The 25,662-nt window shown below is 30.4% G+C and carries 19 protein-coding genes; 13 read left to right on the top strand and 6 right to left on the bottom strand.

Features of this window, described 5'->3' with window-relative positions; all coding sequences use genetic code 11:
- Positions 1-120: 120 nt before the first annotated feature.
- Positions 121-981, top strand: a complete 861-nt coding sequence (locus WHD08_RS13870; protein WP_244183310.1) for a hypothetical protein — start codon at positions 121-123, stop codon at positions 979-981.
- A 1-nt stretch (position 982) separates the two neighbouring features.
- A complete protein-coding gene (locus WHD08_RS13865) occupies positions 983-2,161 on the top strand; it encodes an AAA family ATPase (RefSeq protein WP_208890422.1) in 1,179 nt (392 codons plus the stop codon).
- A gap of 41 nt (positions 2,162-2,202) precedes the next feature.
- Here the strand turns inward: WHD08_RS13865 and WHD08_RS13860 are convergent, their stop codons facing one another.
- Together WHD08_RS13860 and WHD08_RS13855 are read right to left on the bottom strand one after the other, a co-directional pair.
- Complete coding sequence (locus tag WHD08_RS13860; RefSeq protein WP_208890423.1) at positions 2,203-2,568, bottom strand: Na(+)-translocating NADH-quinone reductase subunit F; 366 nt, start codon at positions 2,566-2,568, stop codon at positions 2,203-2,205.
- Positions 2,568-3,926 carry a DEAD/DEAH box helicase gene (locus WHD08_RS13855; protein ID WP_165731833.1) on the bottom strand — a complete coding sequence of 453 codons (1,359 nt, stop codon included), beginning with the start codon at positions 3,924-3,926 and terminating at the stop codon, positions 2,568-2,570. Before WHD08_RS13855 ends, WHD08_RS13860 begins: the two co-directional genes overlap by 1 nt.
- A gap of 100 nt (positions 3,927-4,026) precedes the next feature.
- Here WHD08_RS13855 and WHD08_RS13850 point away from each other — a divergent pair, with 100 nt between their 5' ends.
- The 7 genes from WHD08_RS13850 (at position 4,027) to WHD08_RS13820 (ending at position 10,625) form a co-directional block, all read left to right on the top strand.
- Positions 4,027-4,791, top strand: coding sequence for a TatD family hydrolase (locus WHD08_RS13850; protein WP_208890424.1), 765 nt, complete (start codon positions 4,027-4,029; stop codon positions 4,789-4,791).
- Positions 4,792-4,860: 69 nt separating this feature from the next.
- On the top strand, positions 4,861-5,202 hold the full coding sequence (locus tag WHD08_RS13845; protein ID WP_166387587.1) for a type II toxin-antitoxin system RelE/ParE family toxin: 342 nt from the start codon (positions 4,861-4,863) through the stop codon (positions 5,200-5,202).
- A complete protein-coding gene (locus WHD08_RS13840) occupies positions 5,199-5,486 on the top strand; it encodes a helix-turn-helix domain-containing protein (protein ID WP_166387585.1) in 288 nt (95 codons plus the stop codon). The genes WHD08_RS13845 and WHD08_RS13840 overlap by 4 nt, the downstream gene beginning before the upstream one ends.
- A gap of 24 nt (positions 5,487-5,510) precedes the next feature.
- Entirely contained in the window at positions 5,511-6,008 is a 498-nt protein-coding gene (locus WHD08_RS13835; RefSeq protein ID WP_208891177.1) for a methylated-DNA--[protein]-cysteine S-methyltransferase, read from the top strand.
- 56 nt (positions 6,009-6,064) lie between these two features.
- Positions 6,065-9,442, top strand: a complete 3,378-nt coding sequence (locus WHD08_RS13830) for a hypothetical protein (protein ID WP_208890425.1) — start codon at positions 6,065-6,067, stop codon at positions 9,440-9,442.
- Positions 9,443-9,494: 52 nt separating this feature from the next.
- The gene (locus tag WHD08_RS13825) at positions 9,495-10,058 is read left to right on the top strand and encodes a DUF3575 domain-containing protein (protein ID WP_208890426.1); all 564 of its coding nucleotides are present in this window, start codon (positions 9,495-9,497) and stop codon (positions 10,056-10,058) included.
- A 63-nt stretch (positions 10,059-10,121) separates the two neighbouring features.
- Positions 10,122-10,625 carry a DUF3575 domain-containing protein gene (locus WHD08_RS13820; protein WP_208890427.1) on the top strand — a complete coding sequence of 168 codons (504 nt, stop codon included), beginning with the start codon at positions 10,122-10,124 and terminating at the stop codon, positions 10,623-10,625.
- Positions 10,626-10,987: 362 nt separating this feature from the next.
- On the opposite strand, the gene WHD08_RS13815 is transcribed toward WHD08_RS13820, so the two are convergent.
- The gene (locus WHD08_RS13815; RefSeq protein ID WP_208890428.1) at positions 10,988-13,210 is read right to left on the bottom strand and encodes a hypothetical protein; all 2,223 of its coding nucleotides are present in this window, start codon (positions 13,208-13,210) and stop codon (positions 10,988-10,990) included.
- Between the two features lie 102 nt (positions 13,211-13,312).
- On the bottom strand, positions 13,313-16,123 hold the full coding sequence (locus WHD08_RS13810) for a TonB-dependent receptor (protein ID WP_208890429.1): 2,811 nt from the start codon (positions 16,121-16,123) through the stop codon (positions 13,313-13,315).
- Between the two features lie 337 nt (positions 16,124-16,460).
- Between WHD08_RS13810 and WHD08_RS13805 the strand changes: the two genes are divergently transcribed.
- Positions 16,461-17,669 (top strand): porin, encoded by a 1,209-nt coding sequence (locus tag WHD08_RS13805; RefSeq protein WP_208890430.1) that lies wholly within the window; start codon positions 16,461-16,463, stop codon positions 17,667-17,669.
- Positions 17,670-17,751: 82 nt separating this feature from the next.
- A complete protein-coding gene (locus tag WHD08_RS13800; RefSeq protein WP_165731825.1) occupies positions 17,752-20,007 on the top strand; it encodes an inorganic phosphate transporter in 2,256 nt (751 codons plus the stop codon).
- Positions 20,008-20,371: 364 nt separating this feature from the next.
- Here the strand turns inward: WHD08_RS13800 and WHD08_RS13795 are convergent, their stop codons facing one another.
- Both WHD08_RS13795 and uvrC read right to left on the bottom strand, forming a co-directional pair.
- A complete protein-coding gene (locus WHD08_RS13795; RefSeq protein ID WP_208890431.1) occupies positions 20,372-22,573 on the bottom strand; it encodes a patatin-like phospholipase family protein in 2,202 nt (733 codons plus the stop codon).
- On the bottom strand, positions 22,570-24,366 hold the full coding sequence (gene uvrC / locus WHD08_RS13790) for an excinuclease ABC subunit UvrC (RefSeq protein WP_208890432.1): 1,797 nt from the start codon (positions 24,364-24,366) through the stop codon (positions 22,570-22,572). The genes WHD08_RS13795 and uvrC overlap by 4 nt, the downstream gene beginning before the upstream one ends.
- Before the next feature lie 181 nt (positions 24,367-24,547).
- Here uvrC and WHD08_RS13785 point away from each other — a divergent pair, with 181 nt between their 5' ends.
- Complete coding sequence (locus WHD08_RS13785) at positions 24,548-24,910, top strand: hypothetical protein (RefSeq protein WP_208890433.1); 363 nt, start codon at positions 24,548-24,550, stop codon at positions 24,908-24,910.
- Positions 24,911-24,920: 10 nt separating this feature from the next.
- Positions 24,921-25,589: a hypothetical protein gene (locus tag WHD08_RS13780; protein ID WP_208890434.1), complete on the top strand. Its 669-nt coding sequence runs from the start codon at positions 24,921-24,923 to the stop codon at positions 25,587-25,589.
- The last annotated feature ends 73 nt before the right edge of the window (positions 25,590-25,662 follow it).

Raw genomic sequence — 25,662 nt, 5'->3', positions numbered from 1 at the left:
TAGTTTGTCAAAAAAAATGTTAACTTCGTTTAACTTCTGATATAAAACATTAAAACGTTCGATATCAATTGAATTGTGTGCAATGCGAAAGAGCACTCTCATAAAAAAAAATAAAATCAAATGATATTTAATATTTACTATATCAACTTCCCCAAGGTTTACGAGATTAAAATGATGCTTGGTAATGTAATTGCATTAAGTAGAGAGGAACAAACAGACCAAAATAAAGGGAAAGAAATTGATTATCGAGGAAAATTAGGTGCTAATTTTTTAACGATTTTTAATACGGGAATAGAAGCAGGAAGGAAAAATATTAAATCGGACTCTCAGAAAGTACTTGAAACATTTGAAATAAAAACAACTAAATCAATCATTTTAAATGAGATTATAGAAAAAAGTCAAACGGTTACTGACTTTTCTCAATTAAAAGAAGGAAAATTGATTAAGATAGATAACGTTAATCTTTCTCTAGAAAATGAAGCCGAATTAAGAACAGTTAAATTATTTGCAAGTGGTACTTTTAAAGGAATGAACATCCCTGGTACAGATGGTTTTGATATAAACAACCTGTTCAATTCAATGTTTAAAGATTATGCATATAAAATAAGAGGAACAATTAATGATTCAGAAGAAGAATTATTAGTTAAAATTCCACATACTTTTGAAAGTGAATTTGAAAGCTCATATAGCGTTGACGATTTATTTATAGGTAAAGTTTCGATAGTCGGTCTATATAAAGGAAAAATCAAAGTTGATTCTTTAAAAAATTCTTTCGAATTCTTCCAAGAAGTTGGAAATATGCAAAACCTTAATAATAACCCAAAAAACGAAAAGCAAGAAAATCAAGAAATTCAAGATAGCCAATTCACGACAAAAACAGAAAATTCAAATCATTTGTTCTTCAGTTCGAATCAAGATAATAAAGAATTTCATTATATCGATTTATTAGCAATAGTCCAAAACGTAACACTTCCAGAGTAAAATGATTGACAAACTATTATTTTACAATAAAAATTATTTTGATTTTTATAGAGAACTAAAATCTAAAGAAGGAATAGATATAATTTCAATTACAGAAAGCCTACGCAATTTTGATAATGCATCAGAAGTTAATAAATATAGTCAAATAGTAGATATAAGTTCTTTAGCACACATCAATGGCATTCAATATAACTCTGAATCTTTATTTCCTCTATTTCCACAAGAAACAAAATTTATAGCAGATAATAATTTCAAAAAAAAATTCGAATATGAACTTAGGTTTTGCTTTGAGGAGTTTAAAGATCTTGATATTGTAGAGGAATTCGAAGTAATAGATGGAAAAGAAGTTGAAGGAAATCTTAAGAAATTAAAACACAGAAAAATAATAGATTTAAGTAACAATGAAATTTCCGATTTCACAAAATCATTTGCAGAAAGAATTTATGGACACGATAAGTTTAAAACGGATTTTGAAGAATTAATTAGAAATTTCCGGGTATTCAATAAGTTAGGAGAACATAAAATTCTTTCTATATTCTTAATGGGAGATTCAGGTGTTGGAAAAACAGAGGTTGCAAGAGCAATCCATAAATCATTAAAAGGAAAAGAAAAACTAGCTAAAGTAAATTTTGGTAATTATAGTAGTGATAATTCATTGAATTCATTAATTGGAAGTCCAAGAGGATATATTGGTAGTGATACTGGAGAATTATTTATTAGAGTAAAAGGTTCAGATACTGGATTAATATTAATTGATGAATTTGAAAAATCTAATACAACTTTATTTAATTATTTTCTAGACGTATTGGAAAATGGAAAAATGGGGAGTTCTCTCTCAGAAGATATTGACCTGAATGGGTTTATTATAATTTTCACTTCAAATATTAGTAAAGAAGATTTTCCTAAGATAATATCACCTGAATTAAGGTCTAGATTAGATTACAAAGGCTTCTTCACTTTATTGAGTGCTAAAAATAAAAAAAAGTTCGTTGAATTCCGAGTTACAGATATTATTAAAAAATTTAATAAAAGTTATTCTACAGAATTACCTAAAGAAATTTATAATACTATTTGTAATCAAATTAAAGTTGAGCAATTCGAAAATATGAGAGAATTAAACAAAATTATTAAAGATACATTTGTGAAATGCGTTATGGTTTATACAGCAGAGAAGGAATAAAGCACTGAACACAACATCAAATACAACAACCTCAAACAACTCTACTCCAATATCTTAATAAAATCATCAAAAGCCTCGTAGTAAGGCTGATCTTTAAAAACAGGACTTTCAACACTTTCTGCGTTGGCAATTCCTACGCCAGCAAACCAAACTTTGGCATTTTGTTTTTTAGCGTGACTTTTAAAAGTCTCCATCCAAATGGTATCGTATTCATTCGGATTTTGAATATTATTACTCGCTTTTACCAAGACAAAAATAGTAGGTTCTCCCTTTTTAAATAACACAAATTGGGGATGTCTTTTTAACTGACTGTTTATAGCCTGAAATTCATACCCCATTTTTGTAAGCTTCTTACCAACAATGTTCATTGCCAAATTATGCAATTCTTGTGCTGTTAAAATCTGCATTATTTTTTCTTTTTCTTGTTATGCTTGTTGTAGTTTTTATCTCCTCTTGTTTTAGGTTTCTTATATTTTGCAGCAATTTCTCGTCTGTAAGAACCTCCTAAATTTATTTGGCTATTTTTCTCACTCTTTTCATGAAACGCAGGTCCTGGAACATATTCTAAAGAAGTTCTGTTCTTAGAAATTCCTTGATCTTCTTTCGGACGTTCATCTTCTGTTAATAATTTAGAAATTTCTAAGTCTTCAGGTAAGTCTAAAACCGGAATTTCATAATTCATCAATTCCTCTATACCTTTCTTTGTTTCTTGCTCTTTAGGAGTGGAAAAAAGAATCGTTTTACCTGCTCTCTCTGCACGACCCGTTCTACCAATTCTATGCATATAATTTTCAGGAAATTCCGGAGTATCAAAATTGATAACATGAGAAACATTATCAAAATCTAAACCACGCGCCATTACGTCGGTAGCTAGTAAAATTCGGTTTTTACCTTCATCAAACTGTTTTATAGAACGAATTCTATAATTCTGCGTTTTATTAGAGTGAATCACACACATTTCATCATTAAACACTTCTTGTAAGTGCTTAAATAACAAATCTGCAGTTCTTTTAAAACCAACAAAAATCAATACTTTATTATAGGTTTCTTTATCTGCTAAAAGCTCATGTAACAAATTAACTTTGGTAAAAAAGTTAGGTAAATTATAAGAAACTTGCTCAATATTATCTAGCGGTGTTCCACTTACTGCAACAGATATTTTTTCTGGATTTTTAAAGAAATCGTAAATTAACAAATCTACATCTTCCGTCATTGTAGCAGAAAACAAAACGTTTTGTCTTCTTTCTGGAATCACGTCAAAGATATTCATCAACTGAAAACGGAATCCTAAATCTAACATTACATCTACCTCATCAATTACTAATTTCTGAATAGATTTTAGCTTTAAAGCATTGCTCAACGCCAAGTCATATAAACGACCAGGAGTTGCCACAATAATATCTTGCCCTTGTAAAATAGCTTGTTTTTGGGTATTGATGTTTGCACCACCATACACACCTAAAACACGCGTATTAATATATTTAGATAATTGTTCTATCTGTTCAACTACTTGTAAAACAAGCTCACGCGTTGGCACTAATACCAAAACTCGAGGGTGTTGTTGCTTAGAAAACTTTAATTCTTGCAAAATAGGCATCATATACGCAAAAGTTTTTCCGGTACCTGTTTGCGCAATTCCTACTACATCTTTCCCCGATCTTACAACAGAAAATGCTTGTTCTTGTATTGGCGTTGGCGTTACATAACCCAAATCGTCAATAGCATATTGTAATTGATTAGAGATTCCTAAATCTTGAAAAGTCATTCTTAATATTTTTCTGCAAAGGTACGTTTTATAAAACGCTAAACAATAGCCCTTTTCACTAAGAATAATTTGTAGTTTTGCAGCTGAAATTTTACACAACATGATTACAGATACGCACACCCATTTATATTCTAGTCAGTTTAAAGAAGATCAATCAGAAATGATGCAACGCGCTAAAAACGCTGGTGTTACTCGTTTTTTTATTCCTGCGATAGATTCTACGTACACAGATAAAATGTTACAATTAGAAAAAGACTATCCAAATGATGTTTTTTTAATGATGGGCTTACACCCTACTTCTGTAAAAGAAAACTACTTAGAAGAACTAGCGCATGTTAAAAAATGGATTGATGAAAAGAAATTTTATGCTATTGGCGAAATCGGAATGGATTTATATTGGGATAAAACATTTTTAACACAACAGCAAGATGCTTTTAGAACACAAATTCAGTGGGCAAAAGAAAGAAAAATGCCGATTAACATTCACTGTAGAAATGCTTTTGATGAAGTTTTTGAAGTATTAGAATCTGAAAAAAGTGATGATTTAAGAGGGATTTTTCACTGTTTTACAGGGACTTTAGAACAAGCAAAACAAGCTATTTCTTACAATATGAAATTAGGAATTGGTGGTGTTGCTACGTTTAAAAATGGTAAGATTGATAAATTTCTGAATGAAATTGACATCAAACACATTGTTTTAGAAACCGATGCGCCTTATTTAGCACCAACTCCATACAGAGGAAAAAGAAATGAAAGTGCTTATTTAACCAACGTTGTTGATAAATTGGTAGATATTTACGGACTTTCTTTTGATGAAATTGCATCCATTACTACTCAGAATTCTAAAGATGTTTTTGGTGTTTAAGCAGAGAAAAAAACAAAAAGTTTACATTTAACGAAACTTTTTGTTATCTTTGAATAAAGTTTATAGAAAATGATAAAACGCTTTGAGACTAGATTATTGGAAGAAGCGTTTGAATTTATTCAAAAACAAGATCTTAAAACTAGAAATAAAATTTTTCAAAATATAAGGAGAGCTGAACAACATTCAGATCCAAAATTTTTCAAGAAATTAAATAGTGAAATTTGGGAGTTTAGAACTTTATACTCTGGAAAACAAATTAGACTTTTAGCTTTTTGGGACAAAGAAAACAAAAACGAAACCTTAGTCTTTGCGACTCATGGTATTGTAAAGAAAACTAGTAAAGTAGATAAAAAAGAGCTCGAAAAAGCTGATAAAATAAGATTGAATTATCTAAAAAATAAAAAGAAATGAAAAGCTATACTTTAGATGAAGCAGAAGACCTTTTAATTGGAAAAAAAGGAACTAAAGAAAGAGAAGAATATGAATTTGAATTAAAACTTGAGTTAATTGGTGATATGATTAAAACTGCCAGAAAAAAAAGAAAATTAACTCAAGAACAACTAGGTGACCTCGTTGGTGTAAAAAAAGCACAAATATCTAGATTAGAAAATAGTACTGGAAATGTAACTTTTGAAACAGTTATGAAAATTTTTAATGCGTTAGGAGCAAAATTAAACCTGCGTCTTCAAATATAACAAGCATACACGATCTAATTGACAATAAAAACCACATACTACAAAACACCTTTAGGAACCGCAAAAATTGTCGGTGATGAAAACGGAATCCAATCTGTTTCTGTTATAGATGAAGACTTCTCGAGTGCACTCGAAGTTGTAGAAGTGACGAATTCTGAAATCCCTGAATGTTTACAAGAATGTGTCACTCAATTAGATCAATACTTTTCTGAAGAAAGAACTGATTTCGATTTAAAATTAAATCCACAAGGAACCGAATTTCAGAAAAAAGTATGGGACGAATTATTGAATATTCCTTTTAATAAAACAAGAACCTATTTAGAACAAAGTAAAGCTTTAGGTGACGTAAAAGCCATAAGAGCGGTTGCTTCTGCAAATGGTAAAAACCCAATTTGGATTATTATTCCGTGTCATAGAGTTATAGGATCTGATGGTTCTTTAACAGGTTATGCTGGCGGAATTTGGCGTAAAAAATGGTTATTGTCGCACGAAAACCCAGTAAAACAGCAATCGCTGTTCTAATTTTATTATTCAAACATTAAAAAACATATTTTTACGTTTAAAACGTATAGTTTTTTATGATTCAAAGAATTCTCTTCTTCTTTTTACTTTTTATTGGATTCACGGTCCAATCTCAAACTGTATCTAAAGATTTTAGAGTGCAAAAATATTTGATTGAAAAAGACACTATTCAATTAGATTCTGTGGCTTTAAATCCTGATAAACTCAAAGTCTTAGATGCTTTTTTAAAGGAAATTCCATTTTCTGAATATACCATCGATTTTAGCAATGCCGTTTTAATTATCAATTCAGCAAAACACACTGAAATTACAGTTGAATATTTTAGGCTTCCAGATTTTATCACCAAAGTTTACACACCTTTTGATGAGAAATTTATCCTTCCAAACGGCACAAATACGGGTAAATTATACAGTTTAACCACCAATAAAAAAGCATCGGACATCAAATTATTTGATGGCTTACAAACCAAAGGTTTTATAACGAGAGGAATTACGTCTGGTAATAACCAAAATGCAGTTACAAACTCTGCTTTAGATTTAGAAATATCGGGTAAACTCTCTAAAGACGTCACGTTAAGAGCCAATATTTTTGATACAAATATTCCCATACAAGAAAATGGGTATTCTCAAAACATTACCGATTTTGATCGTATTTTTATTGAAATGTTTACAGATAATTGGCGCGTAAAAGCGGGTGATATTTCATTACAAAATACCAAAAGTTACTTCTTACCATTTACCAAACAAGTTTCTGGTTTATTGGTAGAAGCACAAATTAACGACAATCTTAAAGTTGCTGCGTCTGGTGCTGTGGTTAGAGGACAATTTAGCTCGTATAACATTACGAGTATAGAAGGAAATCAAGGTCCGTATAAAATTTTAGGAGCCAATAATGAAACTGCTATTTTAATGATTGAAGGCAGCGAGAAGGTATTTATCAACGGAATTCAGATTAACCGAGGAGAAGAAAATGATTATACCATCGATTATAATCTAGGAGAAATAGAATTTAACACTACGTACCCAATTACCAATGATATGAGAATCCAGATTGATTTTCAGTATTCCGAAAGAAATTATACGCGTTTTATAACCTACGATGAAGCTTCTTATGAAGGCGATAAATTCAGCATTGCTGGATATTTTTATTCGGAGAATGATGCTAAAAATCAACCTATTCAACAAAATTTAACTGCAGAACAAAAACAAATCTTACAAAGTGCTGGTAACAATACAGATTTAATGATTGCAGAAAGTGCCTATGAAGATGCTTTTAATGAAAATAAAATTCTTTATAAAAAGGTTTTAAACGGTAGTAAAGAAATTTTTGAATACTCCAATAATGCTACAGATGAATTATACACGGTAACTTTTTCTAATGTTGGTAACAATTTAGGAGATTATGTTTTAGATGAAACCACAGCAATCGGAAATATCTTTTTGTTTGTGGGTACAAATCAAGGAAATTATAACCCTATCATTCGTTTAACTCCACCAACAAAATCTCAGTTATTTATTGTTCAATCTGCATACAATCCTTCGGACAAAACAATTATTAATACAGAAGTTGCACTGAGTAATAATGATGCCAATTTGTTTTCTACTATAGATGATGCCCAAAATAAAGCAATTGCAACAAAGGTAAATTGGCAACAAACTTTAATTGATAAAAAATGGAAATTACAAAGTAATGTAAGTCATGAATTTGTGCAAAATAATTTTAAAACAGCTCAACGTTGGGAATCTGTAGAATTTAATAGAGATTGGAATATTTTAACAAACGACGCAACGAAAAGCTACTTTCAGTCGGAATTTAGTTTACAAAATAAAAAGGAGGATTTTATTCTATATCGATACAACAACCTAAATTATAAAGATATTTTTTCTGGTAACAAACATGAACTCCAATCTAAAATGAAGTTAAAAAATACTTCTTTTTATGTAAATGGTAGTTTTTTAAAAAACACCTCAACTACAGAAGATAACTCCTTTTTTACAGCAAAAGCGAAAGCAGAACAAGATTTTAATAAAAAATGGTTGGGTGCGTTTATCAACTTTGAAACCAATAGCAGAAAAGATCTTACTACACAAGAATTTATAAATACCAGTCATAAATTTAAAGAATATGAAGCTTATTTTGGTATTGGAGACTCTACTAATGTATTTGCTAAAATGGGGTTTAATTACAGGAATAACGACAGTATCAAATCGAACAATTTTACAGAAATCAATAATAGAAAAACGTTTTATATCAACAGTAAAATCATTCAGAACAAACAAACCAATTTAAGTGTTTTTGCCAATTACAGACTTACAGAAAACAAGTTTACCGAAAATGAAAAATCGTTGAATTCTAAAGTTGTTTTTAATCAGGAATTATTTAATAGTTTCATCAATTTAGGAACCGTTTATGAAACCTCATCGGGTAACGTTGCCCAACAAGAATATATTTATGTAAAAACAGAACCTGGTTTGGGCTATTATACTTGGATAGATTATAACAGCGATGGCGTTAAGGATTTTGATGAATTTGAAGTTGCAGAATTTCAAGATCAAGCGGAATATTTGCGTTTACCAAAACCAAACTTGCAATTTATTGCCACGCAACGTGCAAAATTTACGCAGTCTATCACTTTAAATCCAAGAATTTGGACAGCTAAAAATGGGGTTAAAAAATTGCTTTCTAATTTTTACAATCAGAGTTTTTTAAGTGTAGAAAATGAACAGCAAAGAATAAGAAATTCTTTTAATTTTAATCCTTTTGATTTTGATGAAAGTAAACTGATTGGTTTAAATTTCAGTCTTAGAAATAGTCTATATTTCAACAGAAACCTTCAAAAATATAGCACAACGTATACCTATGGAAAAAACAGAAATAAGCTACAGTACTTTATCGGAAATCAAGAAAATAACATTGAGTTACATCAGCTAGATTTTGCACATAAATTCGCAACTTTTTGGTTGCTTGAGTTAATGGGTAAAACCGCTGAAAATGATTTAAAAACAGCCAATTTCAACAACAGAAACTACACCATTAGTGCACACGAGTTTCAACCAAAAATTAGTTTTTTATATAATGACAGTAATCGTCTAACTGCTTTTTATCACTTTAAAAATAAAGAAAACCAACTCGCAGATTTCGAACATTTGAAGCAACAAAAATTCGGAATTGAATATTTCTACATCAATAGTAAAAAGAATCAAATTTCGGCCAATGCAAACGTATTTTTAAATGATTTTACAGGAGATACCAACTCGCCCGTTGCCTACCAAATGTTAGAAGGTTTACAAGATGGAAAAAATTACACTTGGAATCTTTTATTCAATCAAAAATTGAATGCTTTTTTAAATCTGAATTTATCTTATTTAGGTAGAAAGAGTGAAAGCACAAAAACAATCCATACCGGAAGTGTGCAATTGAGAGCTATTTTTTAGAAACTTGAGTGCTTTTTTAATACGTTTGTTACATCAACCAAAAAAAACTATTATGAAAAAAATTACATTATGCCTTTTATTGTTTATTTCAGCAATTTCAATTGCTCAAGAAAAAGAAGAACAATACCCACAAGACATCAATAAAAAACACGAAGTAAAATTAAATGTCTTGGGTGCACTAGTTTTTGAATGGATAGATGTTTCTTATGAATACTTAATTAATGATGAATCTTCTTTTGGAGTTGGAGTTTTAGTGGGGTTTGACAATAATGAAGATCTAGATGAGTATCGAAAATTTTCTTTAACGCCTTTTTATAGAAGATACTTCTCTAACAAATTTGCTAGAGGTTTTTTTGTGGAGGGTTTTGGGATGTTACACTCTTATGAAAACAATAATTACGACGTTTATATTACAAACTCTGGAAATTATAATACACAGCGCAATGATGAAACTAAAACAGAATTTGCCGTTGGTATTTCTGTTGGAGGGAAATTTATTTCTAAAAAAGGGTTTACAACAGAAATATATTTAGGAATAGGACGCAATTTAGGTGGAGATAACGGCTCTTTAGAGGCTGTAGGTAGAGGTGGAATCTCTTTAGGATATAGATTCTAAAACCAATCTTATTTATTAGATTTGCACTCTATAAAAATCATTAAATACAAAAAAACAAAAAACATGAAAAAATTACTTTTAGCTTTCGGACTTTTAGCGAGTACTTTAAGCTACGCACAACAAGAAATTAAATTAGACATTGGAGATGCATTGGTTATAAAAAGTTTAGAGTTTTCTTATGAAAACTACATCTCTGAAAGTTCTTCTTTTGGTATTTCTGCTTTATTTAACTTAGCCAATCAAGATGACAGTTTTAGATACAATGAAAACACGATGATTACACCTTATTATCGTAATTATTTTTCTACAAACGAAGAATGGAACTTTTTTGGTGAAGCTTTTTTAGGAATTAATTCTGGAAAAGAAGAGTCTGATGAAGAAAACAACCCTGGAGTTTACGATAACAAATATACAGATGGTGCCTTAGGTGTTGCTGTTGGTACAAAGTATATTACAGGAAGTGGTTTAACTATTGATGTACACGCTGGTATTGGTAGAAACTTATTTGGATCTAACTCACCTACTTTAGTACCTAGATTAGGTGTTAATATTGGTTGGAGATTCTAATACATTTCTTACTTTATAAAACAAAAAACGCACTCTAGGGTGCGTTTTTTTTGTTTTGCTTTTGGTCGTTTATTAATATAAGAAAAATTGTTGTTTGTCAGAAATGAAACGATCTTTAGTTAATCAATAATTTATGGCTTTTGTATACACCCTTAGAAACCTTTAATACTTTGTTTTCTAGTATCAAACATAATTGATTTTCAGGGTCGATTGAAGCTTTAAATCTACTAATTTAAGTATTGTATATCGCTCTCATTGCATTCAAAACTAAAAGGCCTTAAACAGCAAATTACACCTATTAATTTAAGCTAAAAAAAGCAGACTTTTCAGCCTGCTTTCTTTATTTATAATATTATTAAATCTTATAAACCTTTTGTCCAACCATTAGTCCAATCCGGAGCGGCAGCTCCATTTCCTGCACCTGTAGCTGTACCATTAGTAATAAAACTTTGGTTAACACCTATATAATCCGTCATAACAAATCCAGTTACACTATCTGCAAACTCTACATTCGTCATTACTAAATTTCCAGACTCAATTCTAACAGCAGCTTCTGCATCTGTACTTTTTACTTTTACTCCTAAGTTAACACCAGAAACAAATAAGTTATCGACAGTAAAATTACCACCACCTTCTTTAAAGTATAAAGCACCTTCTGTTACGGGACCAACTACTGTAATGTTTTTTAATGTAGCATTTGTTACAGGACTTGCATTTCCATTATCTCCGTTATTAGATCCTTCTATTCCTGCTTTAGCACCACCAGATATATACCAGTATTCTCCAGTTCCTGCCCATCCGTCAGCAAAATCAATTGAATCATCTCCACTATTTGTAGAAACTAAATATTTACCATTAACAGTTCCTCCAAAAAATTCGATTCCGTCATCTCCTCCTTCAAAAGACTGAACATACTCTACAGTAGTACCAGAACCTACACCAAATAAAGATAAACCATTAAATTCTTTAGAACTATTAAAAGTAGCTCCTGAATATTCGATTCTTAAATACTTAATGCTTCCAGAATTATCATTAGAAACTGTTCCTCCGTAAGTAAGATCTGCAACTTCAGAAGTAGCTACATCACCAACATTTGTTGGAGCTTTACCACAAACCACTAAACCACCCCAATCTGAAGCAGATGGGTTCACTGCACCAGAAGTCATTACTACTGGATTAGTAGAAGTACCTTCGATATAAATTTTACCTCCCTGAGCAACTGCGATATACGAACTTGTTCCTCCGGTTGCTTTAATTATTGTTCCTGCAGGAATCGTTAAAGAACCACCATCTTTTACTACAAAAGAACTAGTTAATTCATATTCTACATTAGCATTTAAAGAAACATTTCCTGTTACCTCACCTGCTAAGTTTTCATTAGTAACACCACTATTACTTAGACCTCTTGTCCATCCAGCAGTCCAATCTGGAGCAGCTGCACCGTTTCCTGCACCTGTTGCAATACCTTGTTGTATGAATGACTGATTATCTCCTGTATAATCTGTTTGAACAAAACCAGTTGCGTTGTCTGCAAACTGTACATTTGTCATAATTAAATCACTTGCCTCAATTCTAGCTGCAGCTTCTGTATCTGTATCTTTTATTTTTACTCCTAAATCAGCACCAGCAATATAAAAGTTATCTACATAAAAGTCTCCTCCACCTTCTTTAAAGTATAGTGCTCCTTCTGTTACAGGACCAACTACTGTAATATTTTTTAAAGTAGCATTTGTTACAGGACTTGCATTTCCATTATCTCCGTTGTTAGAACCTTCTATTCCTGCTTTAGCTCCACCAGAAATGTACCAATACTCTCCAGTACCTGCCCATCCATCAGCAAAATCAATAGAATCATCTCCACTGTTAGTAGATACTAAATATTTACCTTTAACTGTTCCTCCAAAAAATTCAATTCCATCATCTCCACCTTCAAAAGACTGAACATACTCTACAGTAGTACCAGAACCAACACCAAATAAAGACAATCCGTTAAATTCTTTAGAACTATTAAAAGTAGCACCAGTATACTCTATTCTTAAATATCTAATACTACCAGAGTTGTCTGTTGAGTTTGTACCACCATAAGTTAAGTCGGCAACTTCAGAAGTTGCAGTAGCGCCTACATTTGTTGGTGCTTTACCACAAACTACTAAACCACCCCAATCTGAAGCAGATGGGTTCGCTGCACCAGAAGTCATAACAACTGGGTTACTTGAGTTACCTTCTATAAATATTTTTCCTCCTTGAGCCACTGCTATATAAGAGCTAGTACCTCCAGTAGCTTTAATTGTTGTTCCTGCAGGAATCGTTAAGGTTCCTCCATCTAGAACGACATACGAAGCCGTTAATTCATATTCTACGCTAGCATCTAAAAGAACATCTCCAGCAACTTCACCTTCTAATATATTACTTTGCTCATCCACACATTCGTTGCAAGAAGAACCTCCACAGTCAATCCCTGTTTCATCTCCATTTTGTATACCATCTGTACATGAAGCTGTAAAAACTGGATCATCACTTCCACAAGAAACTACAAATGCTGTAGAAGCCATTAGTAACATTAATTTTAAAATTTGTTTTTTCATTTTTAAATGCGTTTTATTGTTTTATTTTATTTCCACAAATAACTTACTTGTACTTAAACTTAATGTTGCTTGTAAATTAATGTTTAGTTATTCAAATGTTAATTAAAAGTTATATGAAAACGATAACTTAACATTCATTCCTGCTTTATAAGAAGATACAACTACATCTTGTGTTTCTTGCTTTCTTTCTATAGTAGGGTTTAATAGGTTTTTTGCAGTTAAACTAACCCCAAAGTTCTTACTTAATTTTCCTTTTAGAATAAGATCTAATGTACCAACACCAGCATCTATAAGATCTCCTTTACCTTCTGTACCAAGAGCAAAGATTCTATCTGAAAAATAATTATATGCTACAGTTGTTTGTAGGCTTTTATTATTTTTAAAATCTTTAAAATAACTTACGTCTGTATTTAATAATAAGTCTGAAGCTCCTGAAATTCTACTTTCATCATTTGTAAAATCTACACTCATAGGAAATCCTCTTTCTGTTGTTTCTTTAACTACTTTATCTCCATCTAAATCTTGATTTGATTTCATGTAAGATGCGTTAAAACCTAAAGTTAAGTTGTTTTTAAGCGTAGTGTAATCATCAGTTTCTACCTCTTTATCGAAAAGTGTTTTTCGTATTTCAAATTCTGCACCAAATGCAGTTGCTTTGTCACCAGAGTTTACCCAACTAATATCATTTGAAGCAGAGTTTATTGTTGCTTCATTAATTGGATTTTGAATATATTTCCCGAAAAGACCTAAAGAAATAATTTCACTTGATTTAGGAAAATAATCCCATTTTAAATCGACATTATAATCAGTAGAAGCATATAAAGCTGGATTTCCTATATACGCCTGAGTTACATCTTCGTATTGAAACAAAGCTCTTTCTTTATACTGAGGCAATGTATATGTTTTACTTGTTGCAAATTTTAAATTTTGATCGTCATTTAATATATATTTTAAAGAAATAGCTGGAAGTATTTCAAAAATATTTAAAGCACTAGAATCTCCAGAAGGATCTAAAGATGTAGTCCAAGAGATCGTTTGATTGATATCTTCTCCTCTTACACCAAAAACTCCTGAAAATTTATCAGAAAAAACATATTCTAAAGAAACATAACCAGCATGGATTGTTTGATCTCCGTCATACGTTTGTGGCAATAAAACATTTGTACTTGTTGTTCCCAACCCACCTCTAAATGTTTTTATTTCGAACAAACCTGCATTAAAATTATCTTGATTAAAATAAGCATCTAAATTATAAATATCACTTATAATAGGTTGATTACTTTTATCTAAAATTCTAAAATTAAATTGAGTTGCTCTAAATTTCACATTTTTAAATCTTCCATTATACCCCAAGGTAATTTTACCCTTATATTCTTCATCTTCATTTTTGTTGAATTTATATGAAGTAGCAAAATTAGCCGCAACTTCTTCTTCTTCTAAATTTTGATAAAACCTATGATTGTCAGATTCATTATTTGTTTGTTTAAAAGATTTTGGTCCCTCAGGAATATCCCAATTATCTGGTGTTAAGATAACTTGTCTTCTATTTGGCACTTTATTATCTACAAAATTATATGAACCTCCCCAATTAACTTGAAATTGATCACTTAATCTATGATCTCCTAATAATTGATGAACTATTAACTGTGTTCTTTCAAATGTTTGACGCTGAACAAATGCGCCTCCCTCAGGTGCATAATCAAAAATATCTACAGTACCTGCATATTCATCTTGTTTCTGACTAGAAGTATTTACTCCTAAACCATTATATTTAAAAGTGTGATCTTTATGTTTTAAAACCATATTTCCCATAAAGGTTGCATTCGTTTCATATGCATAACTTTTAAAAGTGTAATCTCTTCTTGCTACACCAGAAACATTTACACTACCTCTAGAAACTCCTTCTTTAAATTTAAACTCATTATCAAAAGAAGCAACTGCAAAAATATTTAATTTTGTATTTTCTCCTAAACTATATGAGTCTCCTCCCTTAATAGAAAAACTAGAATTAATAGGAGTTCCTGTTTTTTCTCTATCCCAACTTGTAGTAAAATTATAATTATTTAAAGGAAATGCAGGATAATTTTTCTTGTAGAAACCAGATGTGTTTGGACCATCAGTTAAGTAAAAATCACTTTGAGAAATTGCTTCTGAATTTACACCAGATCCAACACCTACTTCAAAGAAACCTTTTCCTGTATAATTTTTAGAAGCTATATCAACATTAGCTCCAGCAAAATCGCCATAATTACTAGCATTATACGTCTTATCTATTCCAATATATCCTACAATATCTGTAGAAAAAATATCTAAATCTATATTTTTTCTTGAAGCATTATTAGAAGGTAAAGGCAAACCATTTAAAGTAGTAACATTGTATCTATCTCCTAAACCACGAACAAAAACGCCTCCAGAACCTTGTTCTTTAGAAATCCCTGTTGTTTTTGTTAATGCTACAGCAACATCACTAACTCCTTTTTTTGATAATTCTTGAGCTCCAATTTTTGTTTGTATAGTAACAGCCTTCTTTTGCTCTAATAACAAAGCAGACACTGTTTCTTTACTTTTAAAAGACCTTACGACTACCTCTTCTAAAGAAACTCCTTCTTCTGCAGATAGTATTTGATTTATCGTTAAAGTTTCTCCTACAGCAATTGTAATTGATTTTTCAATTGTTTTGTATCCTAAAAAACTAAAAACAACAGTATGAGTTCCTGCTGGTACTTTTAATACATAATTTCCATCAAAATCGGTAGTTGTACCCATTGCGGTTCCTTTAATAAGAACGTTTGCAAAAGGCAACGGTTCATTATTTGTTTCTTTGTCAGATAGTATACCCTTTAATGTACCTTGACTTTGGGCTACTAATAATTGACTAAAAGCTAAAAAAGTAATAAATAAAAATTTTTTCATTTTTTTCGTATAATTTACTGCCGCAAAAGTCCACCGCATTTGTAAATTCTATGTTAGCTTTAAATTATGCTTGCATCACAAAAACATTAACTAAATGTTAAGCGGGTATAAATCGTTAACATTTTTTTAATTTTGAAAAAACATTCATTTTAATTTTTGGTGAGATATTTGAACTATTCTTTAGAAATAAAGATTACCATAAATTAAATTAGTTTTTGTCGACTACAATTTATGATCTACTGCCTCTCACCAAGGCAGTTTTTTTGTTTACTTAATACTGAATTAACATTAATTTAACATTGTTAACGGTTCTTTGCATCGACAAAAACTAATAATTATGCAATTTCCAACACTACGTAAAGTAGTAGTTCTCATTATTATGTGTGCTTTTTTAAGTATACAAGCACAAGAAACAAACGCACCTAAATTTGGAAATGGCCTCTTTAACTTAATTGGTAAAGACAGTACCTTTACAATGAAGGTTGGATTAAGATTTCAAACACTAGCAATTTCTAAATGGGATGTAAGTAACGGGTTATCTAACCCGGAATCTTCTATGTTAATTAGAAGATCTCGCTTAAAATTTGATGGTTTTGCTTTTTCTCCAAAACTAAAATATAAAGTAGAATTAGGTTTATCTAACAGAGATCAAGCTGGTGCTTCTGAGTTTACACACGATGCACCTAGATATATTTTAGACGCTGTTTTAAAATGGAATTTTTCTGGAAATTTTGTATTATGGTTTGGACAAACAAAGCTTCCAGGAAACAGAGAACGTTTAATTTCATCTGCCAATATGCAAATGGTAGACAGATCTATATTAAATAGTAATTTTAATATAGACAGAGATATGGGAATTCAATTAAAACACCATTTTAACCTTTCAGATCGCTTTCTTGTTAAAGAAACAGTTTCCATTGCGCAAGGAGAAGGTAGAAATATTACAACAGGTAATATAGGAGGACATCAATACACTACAAGAATAGAATTGTTTCCTTTTGGAGATTTTGCAAGTAAAGGAGATTATTTAGGAAGTGATTTAAAATTTGAAAAAGACCCAAAGCTATCGTTAGCTTTTGCTTACGACTTTAACAACAACGCTTCTAAAACAAGAAGTAACCAAGGTTCTTATATGTATAATGATACTGGTTTTTTCTCTACAAATATTTCTACACTTTATTTTGATGCGATGTATAAACATAATGGTTTTTCCTTTATGGCAGAATATGCAAATAGAAATGCAGACGATGCATTAGCTAAAAATTCTGATGGCAGTTTAACTGGAGATGCAGTTCAGGTTGGTAATGGTTTAAATTTACAAACAGGGTATTTAGTATCTAAAACAATAGAAGTATCTGCACGTTACACCAACGTTACTTTAGACAAAAAAATAACAGGTGAAGGAGCCGAAAATGAATATACTTTAGGAGTATCTAAATACATGGCAGGTCATAAATTAAAAGTACAAACAGACCTAAGCTATACTGATATTGGTTTTAGCACAAATAAATTACGTTTTAGGTTGCAAGTAGATATTCATTTTTAATATCGATTAAGATAACATAAACATAACATTAGCAATTTTATATGTTTGTAAATTTGCACAACAAAAAAATTAAATAAACAAAATGGGAGATCCATATATTTTAATGTTAGTAGCTCTAGCTGTTTTAGCTATAGTAGATTTAGTTATAGGAGTTAGTAATGACGCCGTTAACTTCTTAAATTCAGCCATAGGCTCAAAAGCAATATCTGTAAGAAATATTATGATAATTGCAAGTTTAGGTGTGTTTTTTGGAGCAGTTACCTCTAGTGGAATGATGGAAGTTGCACGTAAAGGAATTTTTAACCCTAACATGTTTATGTTCCAAGATATTATGTTCATTTTTATGGCAGTAATGATTACAGATATTTTATTACTAGATATCTTTAACACGCTCGGGATGCCTACATCTACAACCGTTTCTATTGTGTTTGAACTTTTAGGAGCTGCCGTTTGTATTTCTTTAATAAAAATATCTGCTAACGAAGCACAATCTATTTCAGATATTTGGAGTTATATTAACCATGAAAAAGCTTTTGAAATTATTAATGGAATACTATTATCCGTTGTCGTCGCATTCTCTGTAGGTGCACTTGTACAGTTTGTATCGAGACTTATTTATACTTTTAACTTTAATAAGAGAGCTACTTATATTAGTGCGCTATTTGGTGGATTTGCAATTACTGCAATTACCTACTTTATCATTATAAAAGGAATGAAAGGAACTCCTTGGTATTCTGATATAGCACATTTAATTGAAGGAAACACTTTAGCTATTATTTTAGGAAGCTTTGTTATCTGGGCTATAATTTCTCAAATTTTAATTCAGTTTTTTAAAGTTAATATTTTAAAATTGATTATTGGAGTTGGTACTTTTTCGTTAGCAATGGCTTTCTCTGGAAATGACTTGGTAAACTTTGTAGGGGTACCAATTGCAGCATGGAACTCTTACCAATCTTGGAGTATCTCTGGTATTGAAGCAGATGCATTTTCTATGGGTATTTTAGCAAAAAAAGTACCTTCTAACATTTGGTTATTATTAATTGCAGGCGCTATAATGGTAGTTACTTTATGGACTTCTAGTAAAGCACAAAATGTAATAAAAACAGGTATCGATTTATCTCGTCAGGGAGAAGGACATGAAAAATTTCAACCAAACCCTTTATCTAGAGTTGTGGTAAGATTTGCAATGGGTCTTAACTTCGGAATTGCTAAAATTTTCCCGAAAAAAGCATTGAATTATGTAGATTCTAAGTTTCAAAAACCGGTAATAGAATTACCGAAAGATAAAACATACGAGTTACCTGCTTTCGATTTAGTAAGAGCTTCTGTTAACTTAATTGTTGCTGGTATCTTAATATCTATTGCAACTTCTATGAAATTACCATTATCTACTACTTATGTAACATTTATGGTTGCTATGGGTACTTCTTTGGCAGATAGAGCTTGGGGACGTGAAAGTGCAGTTTACAGAGTTGCCGGAGTAATAAATGTTGTTGGTGGATGGTTTTTAACCGCAATTACAGCCTTTTTAGCTGCAGCTTTAGTAGCTTACTTAATTAGTTGGGATATGGTTATGATTCCTATTCTATTGGCCCTTGTTGCATTCTTAATTGGAAGAAACAGTCTAATTCACAGAAGAAGATCTAAAGAAGTAAAAAAACAAGTATATATAGAAAGAGCCGAATTGATTACTATTAATGGTGTAATTGAAGAAAGCGCAGATCATATTTCTGAAGTTATAACCCGTGTAAATAAATTATACACCAATGTGGTAAATGATTTAGCAAACCACGATTTAAATAAATTACGTAAAACAGACAAACACGTTGCCAAACTTAATGATGAAATAGATGGTTTGAAAGATGGCGTTTTCTATTTTATTAAATCTTTAGATGAAACTTCTGTAGAAGCAAGTAGATTTTATATTATGGTTTTAGGGTATTTACAAGACATAGCGCAATCTATTAGTTATATTTCTAGAGCAAGCTACAAACACGTAAATAACAATCATAAAAACTTAAAGAAAGGGCAAATAAAAGATTTAAAAACTATTGATGTAGCCTTATCTGCTTTATTAACTAAAGAAGCTAATATTTTTGAAAAGAGAGAATTAGACAATTTAAACAGCCTATTAATAGAAAAGAATGAGTTGTTACAAAGCGTAAGATCTTCTATTGAAAAGCAAGTTGCAAGAATTAGAACAGATGAAACTAGTCCTAAAAACACAACTTTATACTTTAGTGTATTATTAGAAACAAAAGATTTAATAAAAGCTTTAATGAGTTTATTAGAAACGTATGAAGAGTTTCATTTAAGCACAAAACAAGTAAAATTATAATACTTATTATATTTCAAAAAAAACCATGAAGCGCTCTTCATGGTTTTTTTTGTTAAATACTTTACAGCTTTCTAAATGCAGCTGTTCTTAAGTTTAGTAAATAGAAAGCAAACAGTAACACCGTGTAAGTTAAAGGTGTTTAAATGCATAACTACACACAAATAACAGCAAGCCTTATACTCTTATTCCATAATAAAATTCTTTATTATGAGGTTAGAACTTAGACACGTTTAATATTCTTGCCCATTTAGTTTAATATACAATAGAGTATGTACAAAAAAGAAATCTAGTATTACACTAATAATATCAACAGAAAATAAAAGTTAATTTTAGAAGAGTATTACTAATGTTTATAGGCTTATTACTAAAACCAAAAACCTAAATTAAACAACCAATATTGTTCTTTAGTATCTGGAGACCAGCTATATTTTATTTCTAAAGGACCTACAAAAGAATTATAACTGTAACCAAGAGCGTAACCAGATTTAACATCAGTAAAAAGGTCTATGTTTTTAAAAATATTTTCATCTAAACGTCCGTAATTGGCTATAAAGGTTGCATAATGTTTACTAGCAAAGGCATATCTTAAATTAAACTCGGTCTTAACATAAGTATTATCTGAAAGTTCCCCAAACTCATAGCCGTAGAAAGGCACAAAAGTATTAATATAGTTTTGGTTGTATCCTCCCAAGTAAAAATCAAAAACATCAGAATCCACATCGTTTAATGTAAAACCAGCTTCACTTGTTACCTGTAGAGTAAGTTTATCTAAAAAAGTAGTAGCAAAACCTAAAGTTCCTTTTGTTTGGGCAAATTGCGAGAAATCATCATTATGATCTGATGAAACCATGTACCACTTAAAGTTTAAGTCTGCAAAATATCCTTTTGTAGGAAAATATTTTTTATCATAAGTATCTAACTTTAAATAGCCAAAAGAATTAAAATAGTTACTATTATCAAAAACAGTAGCTTCATTAGTTTCAGAAGCAATTGTTTCTGTAGTTGCCTTTACATATTTATACTCTACACCTAAACCTAGAGCAAATCTTCTATTAAAAGTTGTTTGCAGAAAAAATTGATTGGTAATATCTGTATATTTTAAATTAATACTGCTAACAGAAGGAAACTGAGATATAATGGAATTAAACTTAGAGTTTGTTCTAAAATGATTGTACCTAGATCTAAAACCATAACTAACATAAAATCCATTATCTACAAAATAATCTAAGTTATACCTTAAATTATCTCCTAAAACAAGGTTCAAAGAAAGCATATCATTATTTAATAGAAAGTGTTTCTTATTATAATTTGCCAAAAGACCAGACTTATATAAATAATCATAATGGATACCTAATTTTAGATTAGCACTCCCACTTGATTCGTTTAAATTCAGTTTTAGGTTATACGTATCATCTTCCTTTTTTGTTAAATTATACGTTATTCGTTCGTAATTTTTTGTAGCAGATAAGAGGTGAATTCTTTTTGTAATTTCTTTTCTCGTTAAACTATCTCCAGATTTTATCTTTATTTTACCTAAAACAAAAGCTCTGGTATAGATGTTACATCCAGACAAATTAATATCTGTAATCGAAAATTTTTCTTTATCAAAATTTAACTTTTTACGTTCTCTTTTATGTACTTGCTTTTCTGCTAATTCTTTAAAAACATTGCTAAATTTCTTTCCTTCTTTAATTCCTATTTCTAAAATATTTTGTTTATCATCAAAACTAACCACATTATAATCATTAACAACAGGATGAATATAAACGTCTAATTTTTCTTTTTCCATGTCTGTAGTTTTATACATCTGATAACTAACTATCTGATTTAAAAGAGCCACAATAGAATTTAGATTCTCTTTTTCATATAAATTCCCTTCCACATCAACTCCTATCACCACATCAACCCCTTTAGATTTCATGACACTAATAGGGAAATTATTAGCTATCCCGCCATCTACCAATAATTTATCATCTACAACAACCGGATTTAATAACGTAGGGAAAGATCCACTAGCCCTTAAAGCCAAAGGCAAAGAACCCTTTTCCAATAAAACAGGACTCCCATTTTCTACATCTGTAGCAATACAAAAGAAAGGAATAGGAAATTTTTTAAAATCATTAATAAGTTCTACTGATGATGATAATTCTGTTAAAAAGTTTAAGACATTCTGACCTTTAGAAACGGCCACCGGAAAACCTATGGAGCCTTTGTCAACAGGCAAAGTAATTACTGTCTTTTCGCCAAATTCTTTTTCAAAAAAAGGTTCAGAATTTCGAGGCAACTTATCTTGTAAAAGTGCCATAAAATCAGTTTCTAAAACAATCTGCTCTATCTGATCACCAGAATACCCTATTGAATATAAACCTCCTATAATTGCGCCCATACTGGTACCGCCTACATAATCTATCTGTAAACCTGCTTTATCAATTTCTTTTAAAACCCCAATATGAGCAAAGCCTTTTGCGCCTCCTCCACTTAGAACCAAACCTATTTTTGGCTGCTTTTCTTGACTATTTACAGTTATAGAAAGCAACAATAAAAATGCTAATATTTGTTTTTTCATTTTTTATTCGGTTGAAAATATTCATATACTTTTATAGCTCTTGCATTTCCAATAACTTCTTTTAACTCTTCTAAAGAAGCTTCTTTAACACGTTTTGCCGACTTAAATTTACGCAATAAGGTTGTAATAGTTTGCGCACCAACATCTGGAATTTGTTCTAACTCAGATTTTATAGCACTTTTGCTTCGTTTATTTCTGTGAAATGTAATTCCGAATCTGTGTGCCTCGTTTCTTAGATACTGAGTAATCTTTAGCGTTTCAGATTTTTTATCTAAATATAAGGGAATTGGATCACCTGGATAATAAATTTCTTCTAATCGTTTTGCAATTCCTATAATGGCTATTTTACCTCTTAAACCTAAACTATCTAACGCTTTTAATCCAGATGATAATTGCCCCTTTCCACCATCTACAATAATTAATTGCGGCAAAGGCGCTTCTTCTTCTAGCAAACGCTTGTACCTCCTGTAAACAACCTCTTCCATAGATGCAAAATCATCTGGCCCGTCAACTGTTTTAATATTATAATGTCTATAATCTTTTTTGCTTGGTTTTCCGTCTTTAAAAACCACACATGCAGCCACCGGATTTGTACCTTGTATATTAGAATTATCGAAACATTCTATATGACGCGGTTCTACAGATAAACGCAAGTCTTTTTTCATTTGCGACATAATTCTTTTTACATGTCTGTCTGGATCTACAATTTGTACTTGCTTAAATTGTTCTTGTCGGTAATATTTTGCATTTCTTTCAGATAATTCTACAATACGTTTTTTATCGCCCAATTTTGGGACGGTAACTTTTAATGTTTCACCCAAATCTACTTTAAAAGGAACATAAATTTCTGGTGATTGAGAATCGAAACGTTGTCTAATTTCAACAATAAACAATTCTAATAATTCTTTATCTGTTTCATCTAACTTTTTCTTAATTTCCGTAGTATGAGACTGAATAATAGATCCATTAGAGATTTTTAAGAAATTGGCATACCCATGTGTTTCATCAGAAATAATAGAAAAAACATCTACATTGTTTATAGATGGATTTATAATGGTACTTTTAGATTGATAATTGCTTAATAAGTGTAGCTTTTCCTTAATTTTCTGAGCTTCTTCAAACTCCATGTTTTCAGCAAAACTTAACATCATTTCGTTAAACTTCTCTAAACTTTCTTTAAAATTACCTTTAATGATATTTCTAATTTCTACGATAGAATTACTGTAATGACTCTCGGTTTCTAAGCCTTCGCAAGCACCTTTACAATTTTTTAAATGATACTCTAAACAGACTTTATACTTTCCTTCATTTATACTTTGATGGCTTAAATCATATTTACAGGTTCTTAGCGGATACAACTCCTTAATTAAATCTAACAAAACCCGAACAGTTTTTATAGAAGTATAAGGTCCAAAATATTCCGAACCATCTTTTATAACTCTACGCGTCATAAAAACTCTTGGAAAACGTTCTTTTTTAATACAAAGCCAAGGATAGGATTTATCATCCTTTAGTAAAACATTGTAACGCGGTTTGTATTTTTTAATTAAATTGTTCTCTAACAGTAAGGCATCTGTTTCCGTATTTACAACAATATGCTTTATGCGAACAATCTTTTTTACTAAAACTCTGGTCTTACCGTTCTCATGATTCTTATTAAAATAAGAAGCCACTCTTTTCTTTAAATTTTTAGCTTTACCAACATAAATAATAACGTCTTCTTTATCAAAATACTGATAAACTCCGGGTTCATTTGGTAACGTTTTAATTTGTAGTTCTAAAGGTGTAGGCATAGAACGAAATTACACATTTTTAAACATCCGGAATATAAAAACAAGTGAAAAAAGAAGTTTAAAAAAAAGAGGAAAACTGTTTTTTATATTTAAAATTACGTATTAATAGGGCATCTTAGTTATTTTATATACTTTTAAAACCTAACCAAAATTTTTTATTAACTACCGATACAAACTAATCATGGCAAAAAAAAACACCATTTCATTAAAAACAGCTAAAAAATGGACCAAAAGATGGCGCAAAATGGAAGGCACCTATAATGCACACCGAGATTGCAGAGCTTTTAACATTCCTTTAGAAGATTTAAAAGAGGTAATTGCAGAGGGAGCTGTAACAGTAAGAGCCTATTTAGGGGTGCATAAACACAAAATTGAAGAAGAAACTGTTTTTGAAGAAAAATTAATTATTGTGGGTGTAGATGCTGAAGGAAAAGATATGATTTCTTCTAAAGATGGAAAAAATCTAGATTCAGAGAGTGATTTTATTTACGACCTAACAACTCCTTGCCCTGAAAAATGCGATGCAGAAAGCCCTTTAAATTAAACTGATTATTATGAGTTTAGATGATTTTATTGTAAATGCTGGATATTCATTTTTAGCAATGAATACTTTAGTCTTTATTGTAAGCTATAACAAAAAGCACAAAGCTTTAAAATACTTTATTATGTATTTATTGCTTTGTTTTTTTATTCAGTTTTTATCTACTATTTTAAGTTCATTAAACAATTATAATCTTTTTTTAAGTCATTATTTTTTTATTGGTCAGTTTATTTTTTTAAGCTTATTCTTTTCTTCTCTTATTGATTTTAAAAAGTACAAGCCCTTCATTTTCTTTTTAACGTTTATAACAGCAGCATCTTTTATTATATACCTTTATAATTTTCCTGAGAATATAAATAGATGGAGTGTTTTAGAAATTGCAATTACATCAATACCATTATTATTTTATAGTTTTTTCTTTTTCCTAAAAAAAATAGATGATAATAAAAATAGAAAATACATTTATTTTAACTCTGGTTTCTTTGTCTACACATTGTGTAGTACATTAATCTTCACATTAGGAAATATAGGTTCTAGGGAGTTAAAACTTTATGTTTGGCAGTTTAATTCTATCTTATACCTAATTTTTCAGATAATGATTTTTGTAGAATGGTATAAAAACTTTAGAAAACCAATTCGCAAAGAACACATCCAACTATTTGCATCAAAAAATACAGATTAAATTTTATAGATAGTTCTATTACCAAGTAATAAAATGGCAATCATAAAAGTAAAATTATTTTTATGTAACTTCG

It is taken from the genome of Polaribacter sejongensis, from assembly GCF_038024065.1.
Taxonomy (GTDB): Bacteria; Bacteroidota; Bacteroidia; order Flavobacteriales; family Flavobacteriaceae; genus Polaribacter; species Polaribacter sejongensis.
The sequence above is the reverse complement of the archived record's forward strand: the minus strand, read 5'-3'. Positions and strand labels throughout refer to the sequence as shown.

Coding starts and splice junctions, on each gene's coding strand:
- WHD08_RS13840 (WP_166387585.1), top strand. CDS start 5,199: ATGAAAAGCTATACTTTAGATGAAGCAGAAGACCTTTTAATTGGAAAA.
- WHD08_RS13800 (WP_165731825.1), top strand. CDS start 17,752: ATGGGAGATCCATATATTTTAATGTTAGTAGCTCTAGCTGTTTTAGCT.
- WHD08_RS13815 (WP_208890428.1), bottom strand. CDS start 13,210: ATGAAAAAACAAATTTTAAAATTAATGTTACTAATGGCTTCTACAGCA.
- WHD08_RS13865 (WP_208890422.1), top strand. CDS start 983: ATGATTGACAAACTATTATTTTACAATAAAAATTATTTTGATTTTTAT.
- WHD08_RS13870 (WP_244183310.1), top strand. CDS start 121: ATGATATTTAATATTTACTATATCAACTTCCCCAAGGTTTACGAGATT.
- WHD08_RS13810 (WP_208890429.1), bottom strand. CDS start 16,123: ATGAAAAAATTTTTATTTATTACTTTTTTAGCTTTTAGTCAATTATTA.
- WHD08_RS13785 (WP_208890433.1), top strand. CDS start 24,548: ATGGCAAAAAAAAACACCATTTCATTAAAAACAGCTAAAAAATGGACC.
- WHD08_RS13850 (WP_208890424.1), top strand. CDS start 4,027: ATGATTACAGATACGCACACCCATTTATATTCTAGTCAGTTTAAAGAA.
- WHD08_RS13780 (WP_208890434.1), top strand. CDS start 24,921: ATGAGTTTAGATGATTTTATTGTAAATGCTGGATATTCATTTTTAGCA.
- WHD08_RS13805 (WP_208890430.1), top strand. CDS start 16,461: ATGCAATTTCCAACACTACGTAAAGTAGTAGTTCTCATTATTATGTGT.
- WHD08_RS13825 (WP_208890426.1), top strand. CDS start 9,495: ATGAAAAAAATTACATTATGCCTTTTATTGTTTATTTCAGCAATTTCA.
- WHD08_RS13795 (WP_208890431.1), bottom strand. CDS start 22,573: ATGAAAAAACAAATATTAGCATTTTTATTGTTGCTTTCTATAACTGTA.
- WHD08_RS13860 (WP_208890423.1), bottom strand. CDS start 2,568: ATGCAGATTTTAACAGCACAAGAATTGCATAATTTGGCAATGAACATT.
- WHD08_RS13830 (WP_208890425.1), top strand. CDS start 6,065: ATGATTCAAAGAATTCTCTTCTTCTTTTTACTTTTTATTGGATTCACG.
- uvrC (WP_208890432.1), bottom strand. CDS start 24,366: ATGCCTACACCTTTAGAACTACAAATTAAAACGTTACCAAATGAACCC.
- WHD08_RS13820 (WP_208890427.1), top strand. CDS start 10,122: ATGAAAAAATTACTTTTAGCTTTCGGACTTTTAGCGAGTACTTTAAGC.
- WHD08_RS13855 (WP_165731833.1), bottom strand. CDS start 3,926: ATGACTTTTCAAGATTTAGGAATCTCTAATCAATTACAATATGCTATT.
- WHD08_RS13845 (WP_166387587.1), top strand. CDS start 4,861: ATGATAAAACGCTTTGAGACTAGATTATTGGAAGAAGCGTTTGAATTT.